The sequence below is a fragment of the Streptomyces sp. NPDC031445 genome, from assembly GCF_055581365.1.
Window position 1 is genome coordinate 246,207 of the sequence record NZ_JBVIJO010000001.1, and the last position, 25,372, is coordinate 271,578.

Sequence of the window (25,372 nt, forward strand, 5' to 3'; positions counted from 1 at the left end):
CTACCGTGCCTCCTGGTCGTTGTCCGCGCCCCGTGCGGCCCACATCGGCTGCCGCTCCGTGCGCCGCCGGCCCGTCTGCTGGGCCGGGCGCTCGCTGCGGCCGCGGAGCGCGGTGTGCAGCCCGTCCCACAGCGTGCCGTCGGTCCGGTCGCGCGGATCGGGGTCGATCAGCACCACACCGATCACCGCGATGTGCTGGTCCGCCAGCTGCCGCGCCACGGTGTGCAGCCATGCGGCGCTGCCGTGGCCGGCCCGCACGACGAGCACGGTCTGCGTGCCCAGGTGGCGCAGGTCGGTCCACGCCGTGCCGGGCGCCACCGAGCCGACGCCGAGCCGGCGTTCCTGGGGCGGCACGGCCGCGGCGCGCTCGCCGCTGACCACGGTCGGGTCTCCCGGCTTCGGGCGGCGGTCCGCGAGCTGCGGGCCGGGCAGGGCGTCGACGACGGTCACCGCCCCGTCCGCCGCCATCGCCCTGGCGAGGTCGAGGGCGATCGCACCGGTGGCGCGCGCACAGCCGAGTTCCAGCAGCGACACCGGTTCCGTGGAGCCGCGCACGGTACGGGCGAGGTGCGCGGTGAGCCGTTCGCGCGACAGCCGGGTCCGTCGGCGCTGCCAGGGCCTGCCCGGCCGGCGGGGCAGCTCGGCGATGACCGAGGCGCCGAGGTTCGCCGCGATGTCCCGGCGCAGCACGGGGCGGTCGGCGACCACGACGCCCACGGCGGCGACGGAGAGGCCGAGGACGAGGCCGAGGACGAGTCCGATCGCGGCGTCGGTGGCCGCCGACTTGGGCAGCGAGTGCTTCACCGGGCGCGGGGCGTCCACGATCTCCGTGCCGGCGACGACCTGGGGCGTGCCGACACGCGCCTCCTCGGCACGCTGGTTGAAGTCGGCGATCCGCGTCGTCAGTTCGGCCCGCCGGGCGAAGAGCGACTCGATGCTCGCCGACTCCTGCGGGTCGGCCGCCGTCTGCGGTGACCGGTCGCCGATGTCCTTGTTGACCTGGGCGAGTTCGTCCTTCATGCGGTCACGCTGGTCGAGCAGCGCCTTGGCCTCGGCGTTCGCCGTCGCCCGCATCCTGCGCACGTGGTCCGCGACGAACGCGTCGGCCAGGGCCCTGGCCCGGGCCACCGCCTCCGCGTCGCTGCCGCCGGTGACGGTGATCTCCAGCAGGTTGTTGGTGACGCCGGCGCCCCGGTAGTCCCGCAGGAAGTCCTCGGCCTTCTCGGAGGACTTGAGCGACCGCAGGGCGCTCTCGGCGATCCGCGTGGTCCCCAGCACCTCGACGTCGGTGCGGATCAGCGTTCCGGTGTCGTTCGGCTGGTCCTCCTTGTGCGCGACCAGCACCTTGGTGACCGCGGTCGGCGGCGGTGGCATCAGGACCGCCACGGCCGCGCCGGCCAGCAGTCCGAGGAGTGCCAGGGCGCACCAGAGACGGCGGCGCCTGCGCACCGCGACCACCAGTGCCTGGAGGTCGAGGAGCGGGGTGGTGGCCGACGGCTCCGGTGCCGTGCTCGTCGTCACGCCGAACCCCCCGTCGCGTGGCCGCGTACCGCGAGGGCCAGGGTGGCCTCGTCCGAAGGGCGTGCGGCCGTCTTCGTGGGCCGGGTGCGGACCAGGCCGGCGACGACGATGCCGACGACCTCGTGCCCGCCGTCCGCGCACGCCTCGGCGATGCCGGCGAGCTCCTCCGCGGTCCAGCTCCCCGCGCTCAGGACGACCAGGGCGCCGGACTCGGTGTCGCGGTCCGGCACGACCGGCCGGTCCACCGGGACCCGCACCACCCGCAGCTGCGGGTCGCTCTTGGCCTCGGCGGCGAGCTGTTCGGCGGCCCGGCCCCCGATCTCGTCGCCGTCCGGTACGACGGCCAGCAGACGCCGGGGAGACGGAACCCGGGTCCGGAGCCGGGCGCACACCCGGCGGTAGCGGATCCGCCGGCCGGCCTCGTCGCCGGATGCCTGCGGGGCCGGGAGGTCCCACCGGGTGTCGACGCCGAGGAGCCGGCGGATCCGGGCGCGTGGGCCGCGGCCCTGCGGCCGGTGCCCGCCCCGCCGTTCGCCGGGCACGTCGACGGTGCCGAGGAGCGCCGAGCCCAGCGCCGCGGCGATCTCCGGCTCGGTGCGCAGCCGGCGATCCGCCCGAGCGGCGACGAGATGGCCGATGACCGCGAGCAGGAAGAACAGCAGCGCCCCGGCGACGACGAGCTGCACCCTGGTCGGCGGCGCCTCGCCGGTCGGGCGGGCCGCCGGCCCCATGACGACCATGCCGGCCACGGTGTTCGCCGGGTCGGCCTGGTCCAGCTTCGTCATGGCCTCCTCCAGCGACGTGCGCAGCTTCTCCAGCTCGGTGCGGGCCTGCACGCTCTCCACGGTCTGTCCCGGATCGGCCGCCTTCGCCAGTTCGCTGATGCGGCGGTTGGTCTCCTCGACCTGCTTCCGCAGCGCCGCGGGCCCGGTGGCCGCCTTGACGTCGGTGCCGCCGCCCGCGATCCGCGCCGCGAACTTCACGAACTGGTCGGCCACCTGGTCGGCCAGGTGCTGCGCGCGCTCCGGGGTGTCGGCCGTGCCCGAGATCTTGATGATGTTGCCGTCGGAGGCCTTGGCGGCCACCTGGTCCCGCAGCTCCGTGCCGCTGACGCCGGGCCAGCCGAGCGCGGCGGCGGCGCGGTCGACCACCGTCGAACTGGTCGCGATGTCCACCTGGGTGAGCAGTTCGCGCTCCTCCCACTGACCGGGCAGCAGGACCGAGGCCGACGTCGTGTAGCGCGGCGGGAACAGCAGGGAGGCGCCGTAGCCGGCGAGCGCCCCCACCAGGGCGAGGACGGCGAGGAGCCGCCAGCGCCGGTGGAATATCCGCCCGATCGCGACCAGGCGTATCGTGTCGTCGCTCAACGTCGCGGCCTCTTCCCCGCCCGGACCGGACCGCCCGCCGACACCGGGGCGCGGTCACGGCAGGCAGCGGCGTAGGCGGCGAGCAGCGACGCCTGCGAGTTGCGCCAGGAGAGCGGCCCGCTGATCCGCTCCTGGCCGAGCTTGCCCATCCGGGCCCGCTGCTCCGGATCGTCCAGCAGCAGCGCGATGAGCCCCGCGAACTCGGCCTCGTCGTTGGCGCGCGCGTAGACGGCGGCGTCACCGGCGGAGACCCGCGCCTCGCGGAGGTCGAACGAGACGATGGGCCGGCCCATCACCATGTACTCCAGGACCTTGTTCATGGTGGACACGTCGTTGAGCGGATTGAGCGGGTCGGGGGAGAGGCACACGTCCGCGGTGGACAGGTAGCGCACCAGGTCGGCGTCCGGGACGCGCCCGGTGAACTCCACCTGGTCGGCGAGCCCGAGCCGGCGGGACAGCTCCACCATCGCGTCGAAGGTGTCGCCGGCGCCGACGAACACCGCGTGCCAGTCGGTCCGCCCGAGCTCGTCGCGCAGCTTCGCGAGGGCCCGCAGGGCGTAGTCGACGCCGTCCTGCGGACCCATGACGCCCAGGTAGCACAGCAGATGAGGCTTGCCGCGCTTCAGCTCCGGCTCGGCCGGCACCGGCTGGAACCGCTCGGTGTCGGGCGCGCTGCGTACCACGAAGACGTCCTGCGGACGCCGGCCGCCACGGCGCAGCGCGACGCCCCGGTAGCTCTCGTTCGTGGCGAGCACGACGTCCGCGGCCCGGTAGGTGAGCCGTTCCAGCGCGCACACACCGCGGTAGAGCAGGTCCTTGCCGCGGTCGAACCGGGACAGGTACAGCTCGGGCACCAGGTCGTGCTGGTCGAACACGAACCGCGCCCCGCGCCGCTTCAGCCACAGCGCCGGCAGGAACAGCAGGTCGGGCGGGTTGCAGGCGTGGACCACGTCGACCGGGCCGACCTTCCGGGCCAGCCGGACCGTGTGCCACAGCGCCGATCCGTACTCCCGCAGGTAGCCGGCCGGTCCTCCGGTGGCGGCGCGCAGCGGGTAGCGGTGGATGCGCACCCCGTCGATCTCCGCCTCCGGCTCCGTGTCCCGCTTGGTCCCCCGGGGGCAGATGACGTGCACCTCCCACCCGGCGTCGCGCAGCGTCGTGCACTCCTGCCACACCCGCCGGTCGAACGGCACGGACAGGTTCTCCACCAGGATCAGCGCGCGCCGGGCCGGGCCGGCGCCGCCCGTCATGTCACCAGGCAAGGCCCACGTACCCCGGTTCGGCCCGGCGCGCCTCGGCGTCGGGGAGGCGGACGAGGTCGACGAGCACCGGTCCGCCGCCCTGGGGCAGGGCCGACAGCACGGCCGGGTCCCTGGTGCCGACCAGGCACACCTCGGCGTGTTCCAGCACCTCGCCGACGGAGTCCGCGAGCAGCTGCGCGAGGTGCGGCAGCCGGTTCTCGATGTACTCGCGGTTCGCGCCGATCAGCCGGGACAGGTTCACGTTGGCGTCGTAGATCCGCAGGTCGTACCCCTTGCCGAAGAGCCTCTCCGCCAGCTCGACGAGCGGGCTCTCGCGCAGGTCGTCGGTGCCGGGTTTGAAGGAGAGCCCGAACATGCCTATGCGTCTTCTGCCGGTCCGCTCGACCAGGTCCACCGCGCGTTGCAGATGGTCGGAGTTGGAGGGCAGCACGTGCGCGAGGATGGGCACCGAGACGTCGGCCCGCCGCGCCGCGTGCACCAGGCTGCGCAGGTCCTTGGGCAGGCAGGAGCCGCCGAAGGCGAAGCCGGGCCGCAGGTAGGCGGGGCTGATGTTCAGCTTGCGGTCGGCCAGGAAGACGTCCATCACCTGGTGCGAGTCGACCCCGAGCGCCTGGCACACCGCGCCCAGTTCGTTCGCGAAGCCGATCTTGAGGCCGTGGAAGGCGTTGTCCGCGTACTTGATCGCCTCGGCCGTCGGGACCGGCACCCGGAACACCTCTCCGGGCAGGCCGTCGTACAGCGCCGCCACCGTGTCGCCGCTCGCCGTGTCCAGCTCGCCGATGACGGTCTTGGGCGGGTCGAAGAAGTCCCGCACGCTCGTGCCCTCGCGCAGGAACTCCGGGTTGACCGCGACCCCGACGTCCACGCCGGCCGTACCGCCGACGTACTTCTCCAGGATGGGCACCAGCAGGTTCAGGCAGGTGCCCGGGAGCATGGTGCTGCGGAAGACGACGGTGTGCCGCCCGCCGCGCTCGGCCAGCGCCGCGCCGATCTGCTCGGTGACCCGCTCCAGGTACGTGGTGCACAGACTGCCGTTGGGCTCCGACGGCGTCCCCACGCAGACCAGCGACACCTCGCTGTTCTCGACCGCCTCGCGGACGTCGCCGGTGGCGCGCAACGCCCCCGTCCGCACGACCTCGGCGGTGAGCTCGCCGATCCGCTCCTCGACCACCGGGGCCTTGCCGTCGTTGACCAGGTCGACCTTCACCTGGTTGACGTCCACCCCGATGACCTCGTGCCCCATGCTGGCCAGGCACGCGGCCGACACGCAGCCCACGTAGCCGAGCCCGAAAACGCTGACTCTCATGACCCGTTCCTCCCCCCAGGCAGGCCTGGTGGCCTGCGGTCCGCGCGTCCGGCCGGACGACGGCCCCCGCACATCAGTAGGCGCCCTGCCCGTAGAGCACCGCACGCAGCGTCTTCCACAAGATCACTGTGTCCAGGGCGAGCGACCAGTCCTCCACGTACCGCAGGTCCAGGCGGACCGCTTCCTCCCACGACAGGTCGCTGCGCCCGCTGATCTGCCACAGGCCGGTGAGTCCGGGCTTGACCAGCAGCCGACGCCGGATGTCCGGGTCGTACGCGGCGCACTCCTCCGGCAACGGAGGCCGCGGACCGACGAGCGACATCGATCCGGTGAGCACGTTGAACAGCTGCGGGAGCTCGTCGAGCGAGTACCGGCGCAGCACGGTTCCGACCCGGGTCACGCGTGGATCCCGGCGGAGCTTGAACAGCGGGCCGGCGCCCTCGTTGCGGTGGGCCAGCTGGGCACGCGCCCCGTCGGCCCCGACGACCATGGTGCGGAACTTGTACATGGTGAACTCGCAGCCGTCCTTGCCGACCCTGCGCTGGCGGTAGAACGCCCCGCCCCGGCTGTCCGCCACCACGAGCAGCCCGACGAGCACCATCAGCGGCGCGAACAGCAGCAGCAGGAGCGCCGCGCCCATCCGGTCGACGACGCCCTTGACCGCCCGGCGGCCCCCGGTGAAGGCCGGCATGCTGACCCGCAGCAGCGGGATGCCGAGCACCGCGTCGACGTGCAGCCGGGGACCGGCCACCTCCATCAGCACGGGTGCGACGACCATCTCGGCGTCGCTGCCCTCGAGGTTCCAGGCCAGCCGCTGCAACCGGGCCGGTGACCAGTGCGGGTCCGGTGTGACCGCGACGACACGGTAGCCGTCGTGGTGGACGTGCTTGGCGACGTCCGCGAGCCGGCCGACGACCGGCACCCCGTCCAGTTCGTCACCGTCGAGACCGAGACCGTCCGTCGTGCACACGGCGTCCACGCGCCAGCCGAGGTGTGGGAACTTGCGGGTCCGGGTGATCAGGTCGCGCACGGTGGCCACGCTCCCGGCGGCGAGCACCGGTCGCAGGCACTGACCCTCCTTGCGCTGCCTGTGCAGCCACAGGCGCAGCAGGTACCGCGCGGTCATGGTGACGAGCGCGATCGCGGGGACCGCGACGAAGATCCAGAGCTTGATGTTGCGGGAGGTGAGGGCTATCCCGCCGAGCGCGAGTACGACGGTCGCCGTGAACAGCGAGCGTCCGAGCCGCCGGAACTCCTCGGCTCCCTGGCCGAGTACGGCCGGAGCCCACGCCCGGCTCACCGCGAGCGCCCCGAGCACCAGCAGTTCGGTGCCGAAGGCGAGTATCCCCCACTTCTCATGCCAGTTGGCCGCGTCGCGGGCCCCGAAGAAGTTGCCGATCGCCGCCACCACGCAGGCCGTGGCCACGGTGTCGCTGATGATCACGGTACGGCGGTACCGCTGCTCCCAGTCGGTTATGGACCGGCTGGCCGCCCCGTTCGCCAGACGCTCGCGCGCAGACGGAAACGGGCTGACAAGTCCCCCTTGCCGCACAGAACCCCCCCAGGTCCCAGTGGTTCGACGTGTTCGCCCAACACTGTTCGTCCCCCTCGGGAGGCCCCCGCCTCCCGCATTGTTCCTCCCCCGGGGGCCCCCGCCCCCGCGCATGCCGTCCCGGACTCCCAGAATTGATCATCAATACGTCCGGCACAGGGGACGCGACTACCGGCCTTCCATTGCGCCGGTCTTAAAGATCATTAATTGGCTGCCAAGTGTCCGAACGGCTGAAGCACGGTCAATCTAGACCATCAAGGCCGATCTGAAGAGAGGATGTGTGGAATTTGTGCTCAGGCTTTTGGGGCTCGGTCCACCGCCCGGTGACCGCCCACGGGCGCCTTTGCGCCACCGCGCGCCCAGCGGCTCATCGGGCCCCGGCAGCGGCTTCCACGCGACGTGATCGTGTCGGCGGAGCTCCTCTGACCTGCGGTTTATGTCGCTGACCGAGGGAGGTGGGCGCCGTGCCGATCATGGCGCGGGCCGTCCTGAATGCCGCCGGGCGCCCGTGCGGTGGGCGACCGGCGTGATCGAAACCAGCGCTGCGCGGTATGGCCGGTCTTCACTGGTTACCGCCCGACCCCGCCCACCACTTCAGGAACTGACGTTCATATATCCGCGCGTTTGTTCGCGCCGCGCGCTTCCCCTGATTCCCGGATCGCACACCCGGGTCCATTCCACGGAAGGGATTTTTACGCGGTACCGCCGGTGACCCGTCGTACCGCCGGGTCCCGCCGCGCCGAAGGGACGCGGCGGGCCCGGCGTCGCTCAGCCCTCGGCCGGAAGCGCCGTACGGCCCTCGAAAGCCGCCAGGATGCGCTCCGCCGCCAGCGTGGCCGTCAACCGGCCCTCCCTGACCTGCTGTTCGAGGTCCGGTGCCGTCGCGCGGACCGCTGGGTCGGCGTGCAGGCGGCCGAGGAGTTCGTCGCGGACCATCGCCCAGGTCCAGCCGACCTGCTGGTCCCGGCGTTTGGCGGCCAGCCGGCCGGTGGAGTCGAGCAGGGCGCGGTGCTGCTCCAGACGCTCCCAGACCGTGTCGAGGCCGGCCGGCTCGCGGGCGCTGCAGTGCAGCACCGGCGGGGTCCAGAAGGCGTCCTTGCCGTGCATCAGGCGCAGCGCTCCCGCCAACTCCCGTGCCGCCGCCCGCGCGTCGCGCTCGTGCGGACCGTCCGCCTTGTTGACGGCGATCACGTCGGCCAGCTCCAGGACGCCCTTCTTGATGCCCTGCAACTGGTCACCGGTGCGGGCCAGCGTCAGCAGCAGGAAGGAGTCGACCATCTCGGCGACCGTCGTCTCGGACTGGCCGACGCCGACGGTCTCGACCAGGATCACGTCGTAGCCCGCCGCCTCCATCACCACCATCGACTCCCGGGTGGCCTTCGCGACCCCGCCCAGCGTGCCCGCGCTGGGGGAGGGACGGACGAAGGCCGCCGGGTCGACCGCCAGACGCTCCATCCTGGTCTTGTCGCCCAGGATGGAGCCGCCCGTGCGGGTGGAGGACGGGTCGACGGCGAGGACCGCCACCCGGTGGCCCAGCGAGGTCAGCATCGTGCCGAACGCGTCGATGAACGTCGACTTGCCGACACCCGGCACCCCGCTGACGCCGATCCGCCGCGCCCGGCCGCTGTGCGGCAGCAGCTCGGTGAGCAACTGCTGCGCCAGCGCCCGGTGCTGGGGCCGGGTGGACTCGACGAGGGTGATGGCGCGGGCCACCAGGGCCCGCTTCCCGTCGAGCACACCCTTCACATAGGTGTCCAGACCGATCGCGGCCATCGCGGCCCTACAGCTCGTGGCCGAGGTCGGCCGCCAGGCGCTTGACCAGGTCGTGGGCGGCGTCCGGGATCACCGTCCCCGGCAGGAACACCTCCGCCGCGCCCATCTCCCGCAGGGCCGGCACGTCCTGCGGCGGGATCACCCCGCCGACCACGATCATGATGTCCTCGCGGCCCTCCTCGGCGAGCTTCTCGCGCAGCGCCGGGACGAGCGTGAGGTGACCGGCGGCCAGCGAGGAGACCCCGACCACGTGCACGTCCGCCTCGACGGCCTGCCGGGCGACCTCCTCCGGCGTCTGGAACAGCGGGCCGACGTCGACGTCGAAGCCGAGGTCGGCGAAGGCGGTCGCGATCACCTTCTGGCCGCGGTCGTGGCCGTCCTGGCCCATCTTGGCGACCAGGATGCGCGGCCGGCGCCCCTCGGCCTCCTCGAACGCGTCCACCAGCGCCCGGGTGCGGTCCACGGACGGGGACTGGCCTGCTTCGTTGCGGTACACGCCGGAGATCGTACGGATCTGGCTCGCGTGCCGCCCGTACACCTTCTCCAGGGCGTCGGAGATCTCGCCGACCGTCGCCTTCGCGCGGGCCGCGCGCACGGCCAGCTCCAGCAGGTTCTCCGTGCCGTCGGCCGCGCGGGTGAGCGCGTCCAGGGCGTCCTGGCAGGCCCGCTCGTCCCGCTCCGCCCGCAGTCGGCGCAGCTTCTCGATCTGCTGCGCCCGCACGGAGGAGTTGTCGACCTTGAGGACCTCGATCCGCTCGTCGCTGTCGACGCGGAACTTGTTGACGCCGATCACCGGCTGCCGCCCGGAGTCGATGCGGGCCTGGGTGCGGGCCGCCGCCTCCTCCACGCGCAGCTTGGGGATGCCCGCGTCGATGGCCTGCGCCATGCCGCCCGCCTGCTCGACCTCCTGGATGTGCGCCCACGCCTTGCGGGCGAGGTCGTACGTCAGCCGCTCCACGTAGGCGCTGCCGCCCCACGGGTCGATGACCCGGGTGGTGCCCGACTCCTGCTGGATGAGCAGCTGGGTGTTGCGGGCGATGCGCGCGGAGAAGTCGGTCGGCAGCGCCAGGGCCTCGTCGAGGGCGTTGGTGTGCAGCGACTGGGTGTGGCCCTGGGTCGCCGCCATCGCCTCCACGGCCGTGCGCGTGACGTTGTTGAAGACGTCCTGCGCGGTCAGCGACCAGCCTGAGGTCTGCGAATGGGTGCGCAGCGAGAGGGACTTGGCGTTCTTCGGGTCGAACTGCCGCACCAGCTTCGCCCACAGCAGCCGGGCCGCGCGCAGCTTGGCGATCTCCATGAAGAAGTTCATGCCGATCGCCCAGAAGAAGGACAGCCGGGGCGCGAACGCGTCGACGTCCAGGCCCGCCTCCCGGCCCGCGCGGATGTACTCCACCCCGTCCGCGAGCGTGTACGCCAGCTCCAGGTCGGCGGTCGCGCCGGCCTCCTGGATGTGGTAGCCGGAGATGGAGATGGAGTTGTAGCGGGGCATCCGCTGCGAGGTGTACGCGAAGATGTCGGAGATGATCCGCATCGACGGCTTCGGCGGGTAGATGTAGGTGTTGCGGACCATGAACTCCTTCAGAATGTCGTTCTGAATGGTCCCGGCCAGCTTCTCGGGCGGTACGCCCTGCTCCTCCGCCGCCACGATGTACAGCGCCAGCACCGGCAGCACGGCGCCGTTCATCGTCATCGACACGGTCATCCGGTCCAGCGGGATGCCGTCGAACAGCCGGCGCATGTCGTAGATCGAGTCGATGGCCACGCCCGCCATGCCGACGTCACCGGTCACGCGCGGGTGGTCGCTGTCGTAGCCCCGGTGGGTGGGCAGGTCGAAGGCGACCGACAGGCCCTTCTGGCCGGCCGCCAGATTGCGCCGGTAGAACGCGTTGGACTCCTCGGCGGTGGAGAAGCCCGCGTACTGGCGGATCGTCCAGGGCTGGTTGACGTACATCGTCGGGTAGGGGCCGCGCAGGTACGGCGCGATGCCCGGGTAGGTGCCCAGGAAGTCCAGGCCCTCCAGGTCACGGCCGGTGTACAGCGGCTTGACCCCGATGCCCTCCGGGGTCTCCCACAGCGGCTGCGGGCCCCCGGTGGCCCGCTCCAGGGCCGCACGCCACTCGCCCTCGGTGGCGTCGGCGGCCGGGGTCCCCAGCTCGATGCCGGAGAAGTCGGGGATTCCCATCAGGACACTCCCATGCGGTCGAGGGTCGCGGACAGGACGTCCACGGCGTCACAGCCCGCGAAGACGTACGAGTCGATGCCGGCGTAGTCGCCCCGGCCCGCCAGGAAGACGTGCCGGGCACCGGCCGCGCGCAGCGCCCGCGCGGTCTCCTCGGCCTGTTCGGCGTAGAGCGCGTCGGTGGAGCACAGCACGGCCTCGGTGGCGCCGCTGTCCTCGAAGCGGCCCTCGGCGACCGGCTCGATGCCGCCGGCCTGGAAGAGGTTGGCGGCGAAGGCCGAGCGGGCGGTGTACTCGGCGGCGGAGCCGATCGTGGCGAGGAAGACGCGCGGCCGGGCGCCGGTCGCCGCCAGATGGGCGTCGGAGCGGGCGCGCAGCTCCTCGAACGCCTCGTCGCGGCGCACGCGCGGCAGCCCGCCGGACGGCGGCTCGGGCGCGGGCGCGCGCTCCACCGGCTTCTCCGCCAGCAGCGGGAACTCGCTGACCCCGGTGATGGGTTCGCGCCGCTTGGCGAGCCGCTTGGAGCGCTCGGCCCAGGTCGTCGCCAGGTCGGTGCGCAGCCGGCCGGAGCGCAGGACGGCGGCCTGGCCGCCGTCGCGCTCCACCGACCGGAAGAACTGCCAGGCGGCCTCGGCGAGTTCGTCGGTCAGCCGCTCGACGTACCAGGAGCCCCCGGCCGGGTCGATGACCCGGGCCAGGTGGGACTCCTCGATCAGGATGGAGGAGGTGTTGCGGGCGATCCGGCGCGCGAACGCGTCCGGGAGGCCGAGCGCGTGGTCGAACGGCAGCACGGTCACGGAGTCCGCCCCGCCCACCCCCGCGGCGAGCGTCGCGACCGTCGTGCGGAGCATGTTCACCCAGGGGTCGCGGCGGGTCATCATCACCGGCGACGTCACCACGTGCTGCACCTGCGCGCCCGCGTCCGGGGCCCCGCACACCTCGGCGACCCGCGCCCACAGCCGGCGCGCTGCCCGCAGCTTGGCGATGGTCAGGAACTGGTCGGCGGTGGCCGCGTAACGGAACTCCAGCTGGGCGGCGGCCTGGTCGACGCCGAGCCCGGCCTCGGTCAGCTCCCGCAGGTAGGCCACGCCGGTGGCGAGCGAGGCGCCCAGCTCCTGCGCGGCCGAGCCGCCCGCCTCGTGGTAGGGCAGCGCGTCCACGGTCAGCGCGCGCAGGCCCGGGTACCGCTCGGCGCAGCGGACGGCCAGGGCGGCGAAGGGGGCGAAGTCCAGTGCGGTGCCGGTACGGGCCTCGTACCCGAGCGGGTCGCCGCCCAGGGTGCCGCGGGCGGCCTCGGGGTCGACGCCCTTGTCGTCGTACAGCCGCAGCAGCGCCTCGGCGGCGGCCTCGGTGTCACGGCCCGCGTCCAGGGCGACCGCCGCCAGATCGAGGTAGACGCCGTCGAGGGCGCGGCCCAGCGCGGAGACCGGGATGCCGCCCTCGCCCAGCACCAGCCACAGGGAGGTGCCGCCGTTCTCCAGGTCGGCGAGCACGGCGTCGGCCGTGCCGTCGGCGAGTGCCGTGTGCCGCTGCCGTACGTCCCAGCCGCTCGTGCTGGTGCCCTGCGCGCGGCTGCCCCGCACGAAGGGGGCGAAGCCCGGCAGGCCGGGGTCGGGCGCGCTGTCGCGCGCGGTGTACAGGGGCCGGGTGCGCAGCCCGTCCTCCAGCGTCGTGGACAGGGCGTCCTCGGCTGCCGCGCCGGTCAGTTCCTTGCCGGACTTGCGCAGGACGCCCTCGACCAGGCGTTGCCACTGCTCATGTGTCGCGTCAGGGAACTCGGCGGCCAGTGAGAGCCCGTCGTCAGGCAGGACCGTCATGGCTCGGATGCTAGGGCAGGCTGTCGGAGCAAGCGCGGAGCACGGGCTGTGAGGTTTCTCTTCTTGCGGTGGTGACGTGTGTCTCTCCGTGCCCGGCGGCTCAGCGGGTCCCGGTCTCCAGATCCGGGACGAGGGCGCACACGGCCGCCCGCTGCTCGGGGCCCATGGAGTCGGCGAGGGCCTGACGGACGGTGCCGGCGAGCAGGGCGGAGGTCTCGCGCAGCAGGTCGCGGGCCTTGTCGGTGAGGGCGACCTGCACGCCCCGCTTGTCGCCGCACACGGTCGTGCGGCTGACGAGACCGGCCCGCTGGAGGCAGGCGATCTGGTAGGTGAGGCGGGTCTTGGGGCGGCCGAGGAGATCGGCGACCTGGGTCATCCGCAGTCCGGTGCGCGGCTGCTCCGCCAGCAGACACAAAATCAGGAACTCGTCGTGGGAGACGTCGAGGGTCTCCTTCACGGCCGACCGCAGCCGCTGCTCGACGGCGCCGGTCGCGGCCAGCAGGACCATCCAGGCGCGCAGTTCGCCCGGGAGCAGCCCGTCGCCGTGCCCGAGGGGGCAGGAGGGCTGGTCGGCGGTGTGCGCGTCGGAGGCGGACATGGGTCGAGTCTACCTGTTGTCCAAATTTGTACGAGTGCACCCGGGCGCTGTTGTCCAAATTTGGATGAGGGGCTAGCGTGAGATCCGGTCATCCAAATTTGAATCACCTTTGAGCCCCTGGAGTACGACATGACCGTCGCCGTGGAGACAGGCCTGTGGCAGCTCGACCCGACCGCGTCCACCGTGGGTCTGCGGCACAAGACCCTGTGGGGCCTGGTCACCGTCAAGGGCGCCTTCACCGGCGTCGGCGGCACCGGCGAGGTGCGGCCCGACGGCTCGGCCACCGGCACCGTGACCCTGGACGCGGCCTCCCTCGACACGAAGAGCGCCAAGCGGGACGCGCACCTGCGGTCGGCCGACTTCTTCGACGCCGAGCGTCACCCGGAGATCACCTTCGCCGTGCGCGGCGCGGACCGGCTCGAAGACGACACGGTCCGGGTCACCGGGCAGCTCACCGTCCGGGGCGTCAGCCGGCCCCTGTCCCTCACGGCCCGCCTGACCGGCGTGAGCGCCGACGCGCTGACCCTGGAGACGGAGTTCGGCGTGGACCGCGGGCAGTTCGGCATGGGCTGGAACCAGCTCGGCATGATGCGCGGCCTGACCACGGTCACGGCCGCGCTCCGCTTCACCCGCGCCGCGGACTGAGGCCCAGCGCCGCCCGGGGCACGTCCTGGGTGGACAGCGTCTGCGGGTCCGCCGTGAAGGCGCGCAGCCGGTAGCGGGTACCGGGCTTCACCGGCGCCTGGACATCACCGGACGGCGCCCACAGTACGACGGTCGCCGTGCGGTGCGCGGTAATCGTCGCCGGGCCGCGCATCAGCGACCAGTAACGGCCCATCCCCTGGCCGGCGCTGAGCATGTAGTGCGGGGTGAGCGCGGTGCCGCCCGTGTTGGTGACCCGCAGGGTCAGCCGGGACAAGGTCTGTGCCGGGGTCCGCCGGGCCGCAGTGACGTCCATCCGCAGCGGCGGCGTCCCCGTCACCGCCAGGGCCGCGCTCACCAGCGCGGGCGTGACCAGCGCGGCGCCGGCCACGGCCAGTGCCGCCCGGCGGCGCGGACCGGTGAACGGGCGGGGCCGCGGCTGCCAGGCGTGGGCGAACTCCGGCAGGGGCGCGGTCACCGCCGCCGCCAGCCACAGCGGGGTCATCATCAGGTAGTAGCCGTCCTGGGACCGGGTCGCCAGGTAGAACGCGCACCAGGGCAGCACGGTCGCGGCCGGCCCGAGCCGCCGGACGAACAGCGCGAACACCGCCAGCAGGGCGGCGGCGAGCAGCACGCTCGCCCGGCCGTACCAGTCGAGGCGGTCGCTGCCGTGGGTGAAGTACAGCGAGACGTCCACCAGCCCCTGGCCGTGCAGCACCGCGCCCTGGGTCAGCGGCAGGGCGATGCCCCGCAGCCACCGGCCGGGCTCGCTCACGACGAAGTACACGTTGATCAGCAGCCAGGTGAGCACCGCGGTCCCCGCGATCCGCAGCAGCACCCGCGCCGCCGCCCGGCCGCCCAGCTCCCCGCGCCGCACGGCGTAGATCCCGGCCAGCAGGAACGGCGCGACGAACCAGGGCAGTTGCTGGGCGGCGCACGCGGCGCCCAGACACGCGGCGCGCGCGAGCCCGGCCGCGCCCAGCCGGCCGCGCGCGCCGAGCCGGGGCCAGCGCACCACCACCGGCAGCAGCAGGACCAGGCCGATGATCGCCGGGTAGCCCTGGCGGGCGTACATCGGCAGGAAGCCGAAGCCGAGGCAGACCATCGTCGCCGCCGAGCGCCAGGGCACCGGGAGCAGCCGCCACAGCACCACCGCGCCCACGACCAGCGCGACCGTCGCCGCCGCCGTCGCCGGGGCGCCGCCGTGACCCAGCCACAGCAGGGGCGCGGTGAGCAGCGGGGCCAGCGGGGGGTAGCCGTAGGTGAAGTCGTATCCGCCGCCCATGGTCGGCGTCAGCGCGACGCCCTCGGCGTGGAACAGCCAGGGCCAGGGCTGCTCGTACACCGGGCGCCCGGCGACGAGTTCCCGCGCGGCCTGGGTGGTGAGGACCGCCTCGTCACCGCCGCCGTGGTTCAGGGCCCAGGCGCACAGGGCGAGGGTGACCGCCGTCGCCAGCACCACCAGGTCCAGACGGGCCAGCGAGCGCGTCCGGCGGACGGTGAGGGCGAGCACGCCGGTCACCAGGATCGAGGCGTAGCAGACCGAGACGACCCCCGCGAGGACCAGCTGGTGCGTCGCCGCCTGGGTCCACACCGAGCGCGTGCCGATGAACAGGCTCACGTCGGCGAGGAGCGTCAGTACGCGGTGCCACTGCGCGGGGCCGTCCGGCACCGCGGCGCGGGCCCCCGGATCGGCGGACACCACCGACGATGTCCGCCGTCCGGGTGTCACCTGCTGTGTCTCTGCCAAGTGCACGGCACGCGACGCTAGCGGGGAGGAGTGAGCGGGGCGCGCGGACCGATGAAGAGTCGGGTATGAGCCCGGTAAGAAGCGGGCGTATCCGTACATCTGACGCAGGGTGTGACGCGCGAGATACGGCCGGCCCGGTCGCGCACCGTGTCGTTGTTGGGCCGAACGGGTGACTTGGCGTAAGAATTGGCAGGTGCAGGGAACAAGTGCGAGTCAGGTCAGGGGGAGCCGGTGAGCCGTTACGACGTCACCGATGAACAGTGGGAAGGGCTCGCCCAGGTCGTGCCGCTGCGGGGCCGGGACGCCTGGCCGTCCGCGGTGGACCACCGCTCGCTGCCCGACGCCGAGACCGAGACTAGGCGCCGGTTCGTGGTCCTGCGTGTCAACGTCTTCGCGGACGCCCGGGAAGTCGCCGAGACCCTGATGGCCGGGGCGCCGGTGCTGCTCGACCTGTCCGGCGCGGAGGGCGACGTCGCCAAGCGCGTCCTCGACTTCAGCACGGGCGTCGTCTTCGGCCTGGGCAGCGGCATGCACCGCGTGGACCGCAACGTCTTCCTCCTCACCCCGCCCGGGACGGAGGTCAGCGGACTCATGGAGGGCGCGGCGATCTCGGGCGGCTGACCCCGGCGCCGCGCCCTGCCGGGGGGTGCGGGAGCGCCGCGCGCCGCGCGAGGACGCGTGGCTGGAGTCCCGGTCGTGAAGCCGGAACCGCACTCGTGACGCTGGACCCCACCCGTGCCGCTGGAGTCCGGCAGGGCGTGATGCGGCTCGGCCGTGCGCGTTACGGCCCCCTTGGCGCGCGATGGAGGTATGACGCGGCGCCGGTGCGGGACGTGGCTCAGGCGGTGCGTGACACGGGCGCGGCCATGCGCGACGCGGCTCGGCTCGTGTGAGATGCGGTCCCGGCCGCGCGCGAGGCGGTCGCGGGGATGCGTGGCGGGGCCCTGGCGGCGTGCGAGGCGGCTCCGCCGGTGCGTGACGCCGCCCCGGTGGTGCGTGACATGGCCCCAGTGGTGCGTGACACGGCTCCAGTGGCGCCCTAAGGGCTTGGCGGCGCCCTACGGGCACGGCGCTGCGCCGTGCGCGGCCGTACCCGGTGCGCAGTGATGCCCGCGGCCGCCCCCTGGGGTGGCCGCGGGACGCCTGTGTCAGTGCCGTGCGGCGCCCGCCGCGGGGTTCGGCGTGCGGGCGGTGAACACCCACACGCCGTGCGACTGCGTCGCGCCCATGACGCGTCCCTTGGTCAGCAGCCAGGGGCTGTCCTTCTGGAACGGGGCGAAGTTGTCGTTGGAGACGATGATGCCGCCCACTTCCTCGGCGATGCTGATGACCAACGCGTCACCCCGGCCCTCCGTGCCGGCCGGCGGCTGGACCACCTGGTGCTCCGCGACCGCCTGCTCCACCAGCGGCCGTTCCTCCACGCTGACCTGGTGCCGCAGGGAGGCGTCCACGACCACGTGGATGTCGCGCTGCGGATGCTTGAACCGGAGCGCGGTCACCGCCGCCTGGAGCGCCGCGAAGCTCGGCCGGCCGCCCTGCGCGCGCGGCGGCCTGCCGTTCCATGCGAGGTTGGAGCCGTCCACGACCAGCGGCTCGGTGGACTCGCCGGGCTGCCGCGGCCTGCCCTGCGGGGTCTGCGGATGCGTGGGCTTCGGCACCGGCCGGGAAGCGGGGGACAGGGCCAGCAGCCGTTCGAGCTCCTTGGTCACCTCAGGCTCCACCGCGCCGTCGCCGAACACCTCGACCTCACCGTTGAGCACGACCTCGCCGGTGCGCTGAAGGGTCGCCTTGACCGACAGCAGCCCCTCCTTGCTGTAGGTGAACTCCAGGTCGAAGACGCCCTCGCTGCGGTCACGGCAGGGCTCCGGGTACGTCAGCCGCAGCTCGGTCAGCTTGACGTTGTCCGGGTGCTCGACCGGCCGGTCCGGCGCCCCTTCCCAGACCTCGACCGTCAGCTTGGTGACGTTGTCCTTGTTGGGCTCGTACGACTTCACGCGCTGCTGGGGCAGCCTGAGGTTGCGCGGGATCAGGGTGCTGAACCGCCTGTCGCCGTCGCTCCCGGTCGTGACCGTGCCGAGCGCGTGCGTGTTGACGACCCGGATGACGCTGCTCAGCTCCCCGGCCATGGCGGCGGCGCAGATGGCGGCGCCCTCGGCCACCGCCGTCATCGGGTCGAACGCCTCGACGGACACCGGATCGCGGTCGAGGGCCTCGGCGACCGCGGCGCGTACCGCCGGGATCTGGCTGCTGCCGCCGATCATCAGCACGGCGGTCAGGTCCTCCGGATCGAGCTGCGCCTGGGCGAGACACTCCTCGACGGGCTCCAGCGCCCGGGTGATCAGGTCCTGGATCTCGTACGAGAACTCGTCCTGGCCGATCTCCACCGACGCCCCGTCCGGGGTCAGCACGCTGACCGACTCCTGCTGGGACAGCAGAATCTTGCTGCGCTCGATGTCGAGCCGGAACTGCCGTTTCTCCGACTCCGTCCACGCCCGCCGCGCGGGGGACCGCTCCAGGACCATGCGGCGCAGCCGTTCGTCGATCTCCAGACCGCCGAGCCGGTTGACACCGCGGCTGGCCTTCTCGTCGAAGAAGCCGTCGTCGTGCAGCAGGAGGGTGGCGTCCATGGTGCCGCCGCCCCAGTCGAAGACCAGGAACTCGCCCTCCTCCTCCAGGTAGTGGGCGTAGGCGATGGCCGCGGCGGTCGGCTCGTTCAGCAGGGTGCGCACCCTGATGCCCGCCGCACGGGCGGCCTCCCGGGTACGGAACCGGGCCGCGCCGGTGGCGTTGGCCGGCACGGTGATGACCGCCTCGTCGATGTCCGTGGCCGCCTCGTCCCAAGCGGCGACGGCCATCGAGCGGAACACCGCGGCCGCGGCGGTGGTGGCGGCGAACCGTTCGCCCCCGATGGTGACGAGCGGTTCCTCACGCAGCATCCGCTTGCACGCCTCCACGGCGCGCTCGGAGCGCAGCTTGGCCTCCCAGCCGAACAGCGTGCCGGCGCGCAGCGAACTGGTGCCGACCACGGACGGGTACAGGCGCTCGAAGCCCGGACGGCGCCAGGTGGCGTCCAGTCCGTGGCCGCCGATCTCCAGCACCTCGGCGAACTCGCCACCGGTCCACTGCGCGGCCACCGAGTTCGTGGTGCCGAAGTCGATACCGGTGGCCGTCATGCGTCTTCTCCCGTGGTGTGCTGTGCGGCGTCCGCCGCGATCCGCCGGAGCTGACCGGCGAGGATGACCTTGCCCGTCAGTTCGTCGACGTAGGCGGGGCGGAGCAGTTCGAAGGCGTCGCCCGCCCCCTCCGTGACGACGAACGCCTCCGCCTGCTCCGGTGTGTCCAGCCGCCGGATCCCGAGGGCCTTGAGGTGGTCCGCCATCGAGGCGCGGACGGCCGGGCCGCCGTGGTCCGGCTGGGTCCACAGCAGGGCGTCCATCTCGGCCACGCGTCCGGTGAAGGCCGCGCGGGTGCGGAACTCGTCCAGCACCGCCTTGCGCACGGCGGCCGTGAGCGCGCTCGACGCGGGCGCGTCGCCCGCCCCGGACTCCGCCAGAGCGGCGGGGACGCGTTCGACGATGCCCTTGATCAGCGTGGGCGCGTCCACCGGGACCCGGGCGGGTGCCGGCGCCGGGGTCTCGGCGGGCGCGGACGGTCCGGCGGACTCGACGGGTGCCCCGGCGGGGTCCGGGCGTTTCGCCGCCGCGGCCGGTGCCGGCCGGGCGGTGGCCGCGCGGCCGGCCTGGCGGATGCGCAGACCGGTCGGCTTGGGGCCCTTGGCGCGCCCCTCCGTCCCGGGCTGCACACCGCCGCACGCCGGGCAGATGCGCCCGGGGCGGTCGGCCTTGTCGACCCTCTTCCTGGCGGCGGCCTTCCTCGGCGCGGCCTTCTGGTCGGCTGACCGGCCCCGGGAGCCGGTCGATCGAGAGGGGTTGTTGCTGGGGGACATCGCGGACGGTTACCTCGCAGAGAGGGTGTGGAGCAGGGCGGGGAGAGGCGGCCGGGCGGTGATCAGGCCCGTCGGTCGTGGCGGTCGAGACGCGGTGGCGTGCTGCGCAGGTCCTCCAGGAGCTCCACGGCGGCGCGCGCCCGGATCCGCTCCAGCTCCGCTCCGCTGACCGCGGGCGTGCGCCGGGGCAGCGGCGCCGGCGGCGGTACGAGCGTGACGGGAACCGAGTCCGGCATCAGATAGCGGTCGGGCTCCAGCGGGATGCGGAAGAAGACCGACAGACCGGCGTCGGTGCCCTGCGCGGCGCGGATGCGTTCCTCCGCGTCGTTGATGCGCGCCTGCTCGGCGTGGTCGCCCTCGGCCTCGCGGAACAGCTCCCGGCAGTGCTTCTCCCACCGGAACGAGCCGTGGTCCAGACCGAGTTCGATGAAGGGGTTGGAGACCCGGTCGCGGCTGTTCTTCGGCGTGGCCCGCCAGCGGCGCACCAGCGCCAGATTGGCCTGCGCCTGCTCGCCCAGACCGGTGGCGGCCTCCGCGAACGCCTCGGCCTGAGCGAGGTCGCCCTCGACCGCGGCGACGTACGCCCTGATGACGAGGGCCTCCTGACGCAGTCCGGTGCCCGCCTTCCTGCCGGTGCCGCCCTTCTCGAACCGTGCCGCCTGCTGCCCGGCCTCCTCCAGCCGGCCCGCCTTCAGCAGGTCGTACGCGCGGTTCAGCGCCACCAGCGCGTGGAACGGGCTCAGTTGGGGGCTGACGCTCTCCCGCGGCTGCCACAGACTGGCCATCAGCAGCCACAGTCCCGCGTCGGCGACCGTCTCGCGCGGCCATTCCCCGTTGATCGCCCCGGACCTGAGGTCGCGGAGCTGGATCTGCTGGGTGCGGGGCAGCAGGGCGTCGAGTTCGTCGATGCGCGTGACGTCCCCGTCGGCGACGACGTCGTACAGCAGGTCCCACAGGTCGGCGGGGTCCAGCCGCTCCAGGGGCGCACCGCTCAGGAACGCCTCGCGCCGCAGGTGGCCGGTCCATTCCAGGGCGGCCGCGTCCTGCGGAGCGATCGTGTCCGGCACGAGGCGTGCGCGCAGGTAGAGCGCCTCGTCCGGGTCCCGGTCCGCCCACGGCCGGTCCTCGGGCAGCAGACCGCCGTGGTCCACCAGGTCGTCCAGGACCGGCAGCGGCGCCCAGGGCAGGATGCCGGGCAGATGGCGGGTGGGCACGGGAACGGCGCCGCGGGTGGCGGCGGCGGCGAAGAGGGAGAAGGCCGGACCCCCGGATACGCCGCGCGCCCGGCCGCTGACGAGCAGCAGGCTCGGCGCGCTGGAGCAGATCACCCGGCAGCGCTCCGCGCCGGCGTCGGTCAGCCAGGGTACGTCCGCCTCCCACAGGACCCGTACGTGCGCCAGCACCTCTTCGGGAGCCGCGTGTTCCAGCGCCCTGCGCACCGCCGGGAGGAGCGCCTCGCGGTCCGGCGCGCCGTCGGCCGCGGCCCGCAGGACGGCACGCGGTTCCTCGGGCAGACCCGGTACGGCGGAGAGTTCGTCCAGGACGCCGTGCACGGCCGGGACGGCGTCCCCGGTCACGCCCAGCCAGGCCCACTTGCGGCGCAGGAAGCCGCTGACCGCCGTGCGGTCGCGGGACTCGCGCCGCTCGCGGTCGCGGGCCAGCCGCTCCTTCTCCGCCGCGATCGCCGCACGTCTGCGCGCCGCGGGATCGCCCGTCTCGAACTCCTCGTACACCCCGGCAGAGTAACGGTGGGCACCGACAACGACCACAAGAGCGTCATCTTTTGCAAAATTCCTGGTCCGCGCCGGATGTCCGCCGCGTCAGGTCCCCCGATCGTAGGAACGTCCCCGTAGTGAAACGGTTCGGCGTACGGGCGGAGCCGTACCGTCCGCATATGGCCGTGCCCTCCGTGTCCGCTGAGCCGCCGGCGGCCGACGCCGCCGTCCCCGCGCACTCCCGTCCGTCCCCGGACATCCGGTCCCGGATCACCGAACTGCGGCTGTCGGCCTTCGCCGGGCACCGGCGGGCCGGGTTCCCGCTCGGCCCGGTCACCGTGTTCGCGGGGCCCAGCGGGACCGGCAAGACCACCGCGCTCGCCGCGTACGAGGCGCTGGCACGGCTCGGCGGCGGCGCCCCGCTCGCCGAGGCGTTCCCGGAACCGGTCGCCTGCGTGCCGGAACGGGCCCGCCCCGACGCCGGGGGGCGGCGGGGATTCCGGATCGGCTGCACCGCCGACGGCGCCGAGGGCCCGGTCCGGCTCGACCTCGCCGTGCAGGCCGAACCGTACCCGCGGATCGTGGGGGAGCGGCTGACCGCGCGCGGGGTCGTCCTGCTGGAGACCGCCCTGCGCGACCCCGGACGCCGTACCGTCCAGGCCGCCTGGCACACCGCCGGCTCCGCCCCGGTCACCCGCGCCCCGCTCCCCGACGACCGCCTGGGCACCGCCCTGCTGCCGCTGCGCGTGGCCGGCAAGACGGACGGCCAGCGCCATGTGCTGGCCGCGGCCGAGCAGATGGTCGTCGCCCTGCGCTCCGTCTTCCCCTGCGACCCGCGCCCCGAGCACATGCGCGCCCCCGTCCCGACCGGCTCGGGCCGGCTGCTGCGCGGCTGCGGCAACCTCGCCGACGTACTGTGGCGCACGCGCGCGGAGTGCGGCCGGCGGCACGGCCTGCTGGTCGAGGCGCTGCGCGCGGGCTGCGCCGGGCGGGTGGCCGACCTGGTCGCCGAGCCGCTGGCCGACGGCACGGTACGGGCGCTGATCGACCGCGGCGACGGCTTCCGCAGCGAACTCGCCCGGCTGGGCGACGGCGAACTGCGCTACCTCGCGCTGACGCTGGTGCTGCTGACCGGGCCGGGGGTCCTCGACGTGGACACCCCCGGCGAGGTGCCCGACGCGCTGCGGACCCTCACCGTCCTCGCCGACGGTTTCGACCGCGGCCTGGATCCGCGGCAGCGCCGGGAGGTGCTGCGGACGGCCGCGCGGATGGGCGAGCGGGGGCACATCCGCTGTGTGGCCGCGGTGAGCGACGCGTCATGGGCCACCGGGACCCCCGGTGTCACGGTGGTACACCTGAACCCGTGACCGAACACCCCGATCCCGGCCTGGCCCGACTCCAGCGCCGACTGGCCGAGTTCGCCGCCGCGCGGAACTGGCAGCCCTACCACACGCCCAAGAACCTCGTCGCCGCCCTCTCGGTGGAGGCCTCCGAACTGGTCGAGATCTTCCAGTGGCTGACCCCCGAGGAGTCGGCCCGGGTGATGGACGACCCCGGGAGGGCCCACCGCGTCACGGACGAGGTCGCCGACGTCCTGGCCTATCTGCTCCAGCTCTGCGAGGTCCTCGGCGTCGATCCGCTCGCCGCGCTGGCCGCGAAGATCGACCGCAACGAGCTCCGGTTCCCGCTTCCCGGTGCCGGGCACGGCGGCCTGGACGACGATCCGGACGGGGAAGAGGGACGGAGCCGAGGCCGGGGCCAACAATCGGAGTCCTGAACTCCGCTATTACTCTCCGGAGTCAAACTGCCGGTCGAATCCGAATTGTTGTCCACAGATTTCGGTCTTCCTCTGGCTTTTCGCCCTACCGTCCCTCACGCTGGGTAGTGAACAAGAGAGTTCGGCTGGCCGTATGAGGCGGCGCGGCGGAGGGACGGGGGCACCGTATGGATGCGGTACGGCTCATTCTCACGAGCAGGCGGGCCCTGGCGGGCGGCGCCGACGCGGCGGAGATGATGGCGGAGGTCTGGCAGGCACAGGCCCTGGCGCAGGCGATCGGGAGCCGCCTCGCTGTCTCCGGCCCGCCGGAACTGCGCGGCGAGGCACTGGGACTGACGGAGCTGGCGGGCCGGGGCTGCGGAGTGCTGGACCCGCCCGAACTCGACCCCGGCGACCTGCGCGCCGCCCAGCTCACCCGGCTGGACGACGCCCGCGAGACCCTGCTCTGCCTCGGCGGCCTGCTCGGCGAGGTCGGCATGGCCCTGGTCGGCATGGCCAGCGCCGCGGCCGACGAGACGACGTACTGGCAGTGCATGGAGGCGATCGACGCCGCCGACGAGTCGCGTGACCGCGTCCTGGAGATGCTGCGCAAGCTGGCGGCCCGGGAGGAGATGCTGCCGGGCGGCATCCAGGACAGCCCGTCGGGCGTCTGACCGGCGGCCTGCCGCGTGGTCACCGCGCGCGTCGCCGAGCCGTCCGCCTCATCGCGCCTCCTCGGCCGCGCCCGGCGCCGGCGCCCCGGCCTGGAGGTCCGCCAGGGCCGACAGGTCCGCGTTCAGTGCCGCCATCAGCTCCTCCATCCGCTCCAGCAACCCCTTCGGCCGGCCGGCGGGGCCCTCCGGCAGGGGGACGGACTCTTCGGACATGACGGCCTCCTCGGCCCCGGCCCGCCGGGGCCGGCGCGGTGACGCGCGACGGAGGACACGGTCCGGCGCGGGGCGCCGGACGGTCCGGCTCCGACAGCCCAACGATCACCGCCGGAGCCGGTCACCGGCCCGCGACGGGACCCGCGCGCGGGACGGAAGGATTTCACCCGGCCGGGGACCGCCGTGCCGGACGGGACCGGCGCGGTTGACGCGGACGGCGCCGTGCAGGATAGATGTATGGACCTTCGAATCTTCACCGAGCCCCAGCAGGGGGCCACCTACGACACCCTGCTCACCGTGGCCAAGGCCACCGAGGACCTGGGCTTCGACGCCTTCTTCCGTTCCGACCACTACCTCCGCATGGGCAGCGTGGACGGTCTGCCCGGCCCGACGGACGCCTGGATCACCCTGGCCGGCCTCGCCCGCGAGACCAAGCGCATCCGTCTCGGCACGCTGATGACCGCCGGCACCTTCCGACTGCCCGGCGTCCTCGCCATCCAGGTCGCCCAGGTCGACCAGATGTCCGGCGGCCGGGTCGAACTCGGCCTGGGAGCGGGCTGGTTCGAGGAGGAGCACAAGGCGTACGGCATCCCCTTCCCGAAGGAGAAGTTCGCGCGGCTGGAGGAGCAGCTCGCGATCGTCACCGGGCTGTGGGCGACCGAGGCCGGCAAGACCTTCGACTTCCACGGCACGTTCTACGACCTCACCGACTCGCCGGCGCTGCCCAAGCCCGCCCAGAAGAAGGTCCCCGTGCTGATCGGCGGCCACGGCGCGACCCGGACCCCGCGGCTCGCCGCCCGGTACGCCGACGAGTTCAACATCCCGTTCGCCTCGATCGAGGACAGCGAGCGGCAGTTCGGCCGGGTGCGGGCCGCGGCGGCGGAGGCGGGCCGCGACGCGGACGACCTGACGTACTCCAACGCGCTCGTCGTCTGCGTCGGCAGGGACGACCAGGAGGTGGCCCGGCGCGCCGCCGCGATCGGCCGTGAGGTGGACGAGCTGAAGGCCAACGGGCTGGCCGGTTCCCCGGCGGAGGTCGTCGACAAGATCGGCCGGTACGCCGAGATCGGTTCCCGGCGGATCTACCTCCAGGTGCTGGACCTCGGCGATCTGGACCACCTGGAGCTGATCTCCAGCCAGGTCCAGTCCCAGCTGTCGTAGCCACCCGGCGACCCGGCCCCGGCCCACCGGGGCGGGCGGCGCCGAAAGGCGGGCCAGGGCGGGGGCGCCGGCCGCGCCGGGACTGCCACGGCTGCCCGCGCGGCCCGGCCGACCGGCCCGACGCGGGTGCCGGGGGGACC

Annotated in this window: 20 protein-coding genes; 6 read left to right on the forward strand and 14 right to left on the reverse strand. The window is 73.5% G+C overall.

The genetic code is table 11. The annotated features are described in order from the left end of the window. From ACZ5DC_RS00970 to ACZ5DC_RS01010, 9 genes are all read right to left on the reverse strand, one after another. Window positions 1–1,521: a Wzz/FepE/Etk N-terminal domain-containing protein gene (locus ACZ5DC_RS00970; protein WP_468648065.1), complete on the reverse strand. Its 1,521-nt coding sequence runs from the start codon at window positions 1,519–1,521 to the stop codon at window positions 1–3. After that, window positions 1,518–2,888, reverse strand: a complete 1,371-nt coding sequence (locus ACZ5DC_RS00975; protein WP_468648067.1) for a Wzz/FepE/Etk N-terminal domain-containing protein — start codon at window positions 2,886–2,888, stop codon at window positions 1,518–1,520. Before ACZ5DC_RS00975 ends, ACZ5DC_RS00970 begins: the two co-directional genes overlap by 4 nt. After that, window positions 2,885–4,138, reverse strand: coding sequence for a glycosyltransferase family 4 protein (locus ACZ5DC_RS00980; RefSeq protein WP_468648069.1), 1,254 nt, complete (start codon window positions 4,136–4,138; stop codon window positions 2,885–2,887). The genes ACZ5DC_RS00975 and ACZ5DC_RS00980 overlap by 4 nt, the downstream gene beginning before the upstream one ends. A gap of 1 nt (window position 4,139) precedes the next feature. After that, the gene (locus ACZ5DC_RS00985; protein ID WP_468648072.1) at window positions 4,140–5,456 is read right to left on the reverse strand and encodes a nucleotide sugar dehydrogenase; all 1,317 of its coding nucleotides are present in this window, start codon (window positions 5,454–5,456) and stop codon (window positions 4,140–4,142) included. A 73-nt stretch (window positions 5,457–5,529) separates the two neighbouring features. Further along, window positions 5,530–7,008: a sugar transferase gene (locus ACZ5DC_RS00990; protein ID WP_468648074.1), complete on the reverse strand. Its 1,479-nt coding sequence runs from the start codon at window positions 7,006–7,008 to the stop codon at window positions 5,530–5,532. A gap of 768 nt (window positions 7,009–7,776) precedes the next feature. Beyond that, the gene (gene meaB, locus ACZ5DC_RS00995) at window positions 7,777–8,781 is read right to left on the reverse strand and encodes a methylmalonyl Co-A mutase-associated GTPase MeaB (RefSeq protein ID WP_468648076.1); all 1,005 of its coding nucleotides are present in this window, start codon (window positions 8,779–8,781) and stop codon (window positions 7,777–7,779) included. Window positions 8,782–8,788: 7 nt separating this feature from the next. Continuing rightward, window positions 8,789–10,963 carry a methylmalonyl-CoA mutase gene (scpA, locus tag ACZ5DC_RS01000; RefSeq protein ID WP_468648078.1) on the reverse strand — a complete coding sequence of 725 codons (2,175 nt, stop codon included), beginning with the start codon at window positions 10,961–10,963 and terminating at the stop codon, window positions 8,789–8,791. Then, window positions 10,963–12,777 (reverse strand): methylmalonyl-CoA mutase family protein, encoded by a 1,815-nt coding sequence (locus ACZ5DC_RS01005; protein WP_468648080.1) that lies wholly within the window; start codon window positions 12,775–12,777, stop codon window positions 10,963–10,965. The genes scpA and ACZ5DC_RS01005 overlap by 1 nt, the downstream gene beginning before the upstream one ends. Before the next feature lie 100 nt (window positions 12,778–12,877). Continuing rightward, window positions 12,878–13,375, reverse strand: coding sequence for a MarR family winged helix-turn-helix transcriptional regulator (locus ACZ5DC_RS01010; RefSeq protein WP_468648082.1), 498 nt, complete (start codon window positions 13,373–13,375; stop codon window positions 12,878–12,880). A gap of 129 nt (window positions 13,376–13,504) precedes the next feature. On the opposite strand from ACZ5DC_RS01010, the gene ACZ5DC_RS01015 reads away from it, so the two are divergent. Further along, window positions 13,505–14,020 (forward strand): YceI family protein, encoded by a 516-nt coding sequence (locus ACZ5DC_RS01015; RefSeq protein ID WP_468648084.1) that lies wholly within the window; start codon window positions 13,505–13,507, stop codon window positions 14,018–14,020. Here the strand turns inward: ACZ5DC_RS01015 and ACZ5DC_RS01020 are convergent. After that, window positions 14,001–15,722 (reverse strand): hypothetical protein, encoded by a 1,722-nt coding sequence (locus tag ACZ5DC_RS01020; protein ID WP_468649883.1) that lies wholly within the window; start codon window positions 15,720–15,722, stop codon window positions 14,001–14,003. The genes ACZ5DC_RS01015 and ACZ5DC_RS01020 overlap by 20 nt on opposite strands. A gap of 276 nt (window positions 15,723–15,998) precedes the next feature. On the opposite strand from ACZ5DC_RS01020, the gene ACZ5DC_RS01025 reads away from it, so the two are divergent. Further along, on the forward strand, window positions 15,999–16,388 hold the full coding sequence (locus ACZ5DC_RS01025; RefSeq protein ID WP_132783268.1) for a cell division protein SepF: 390 nt from the start codon (window positions 15,999–16,001) through the stop codon (window positions 16,386–16,388). A gap of 527 nt (window positions 16,389–16,915) precedes the next feature. Here ACZ5DC_RS01025 and ACZ5DC_RS01030 read toward each other — a convergent pair. The 3 genes from ACZ5DC_RS01030 to ACZ5DC_RS01040 form a co-directional block, all read right to left on the reverse strand. Continuing rightward, entirely contained in the window at window positions 16,916–18,940 is a 2,025-nt protein-coding gene (locus ACZ5DC_RS01030) for an Hsp70 family protein (protein WP_468648086.1), read from the reverse strand. Continuing rightward, the gene (locus ACZ5DC_RS01035) at window positions 18,937–19,713 is read right to left on the reverse strand and encodes a hypothetical protein (RefSeq protein WP_468648088.1); all 777 of its coding nucleotides are present in this window, start codon (window positions 19,711–19,713) and stop codon (window positions 18,937–18,939) included. The genes ACZ5DC_RS01030 and ACZ5DC_RS01035 overlap by 4 nt, the downstream gene beginning before the upstream one ends. A gap of 62 nt (window positions 19,714–19,775) precedes the next feature. Further along, complete coding sequence (locus ACZ5DC_RS01040) at window positions 19,776–21,446, reverse strand: hypothetical protein (protein ID WP_468648090.1); 1,671 nt, start codon at window positions 21,444–21,446, stop codon at window positions 19,776–19,778. 161 nt (window positions 21,447–21,607) lie between these two features. Between ACZ5DC_RS01040 and ACZ5DC_RS01045 the strand changes: the two genes are divergently transcribed. From ACZ5DC_RS01045 to ACZ5DC_RS01055, 3 genes are all read left to right on the forward strand, one after another. Then, on the forward strand, window positions 21,608–22,795 hold the full coding sequence (locus ACZ5DC_RS01045; protein ID WP_468648092.1) for an AAA family ATPase: 1,188 nt from the start codon (window positions 21,608–21,610) through the stop codon (window positions 22,793–22,795). Then, window positions 22,792–23,205, forward strand: coding sequence for a nucleotide pyrophosphohydrolase (locus ACZ5DC_RS01050; RefSeq protein WP_468648095.1), 414 nt, complete (start codon window positions 22,792–22,794; stop codon window positions 23,203–23,205). The genes ACZ5DC_RS01045 and ACZ5DC_RS01050 overlap by 4 nt, the downstream gene beginning before the upstream one ends. Window positions 23,206–23,372: 167 nt before the next feature. Then, window positions 23,373–23,858, forward strand: coding sequence for a DUF6099 family protein (locus ACZ5DC_RS01055; protein ID WP_468648097.1), 486 nt, complete (start codon window positions 23,373–23,375; stop codon window positions 23,856–23,858). A 48-nt stretch (window positions 23,859–23,906) separates the two neighbouring features. Here ACZ5DC_RS01055 and ACZ5DC_RS01060 read toward each other — a convergent pair whose 3' ends face one another. Continuing rightward, window positions 23,907–24,071 carry a hypothetical protein gene (locus ACZ5DC_RS01060; protein ID WP_468648099.1) on the reverse strand — a complete coding sequence of 55 codons (165 nt, stop codon included), beginning with the start codon at window positions 24,069–24,071 and terminating at the stop codon, window positions 23,907–23,909. Between the two features lie 237 nt (window positions 24,072–24,308). Between ACZ5DC_RS01060 and ACZ5DC_RS01065 the strand changes: the two genes are divergently transcribed. Continuing rightward, window positions 24,309–25,232, forward strand: coding sequence for an LLM class F420-dependent oxidoreductase (locus ACZ5DC_RS01065; RefSeq protein WP_468648101.1), 924 nt, complete (start codon window positions 24,309–24,311; stop codon window positions 25,230–25,232). Window positions 25,233–25,372: the final 140 nt, after the last annotated feature.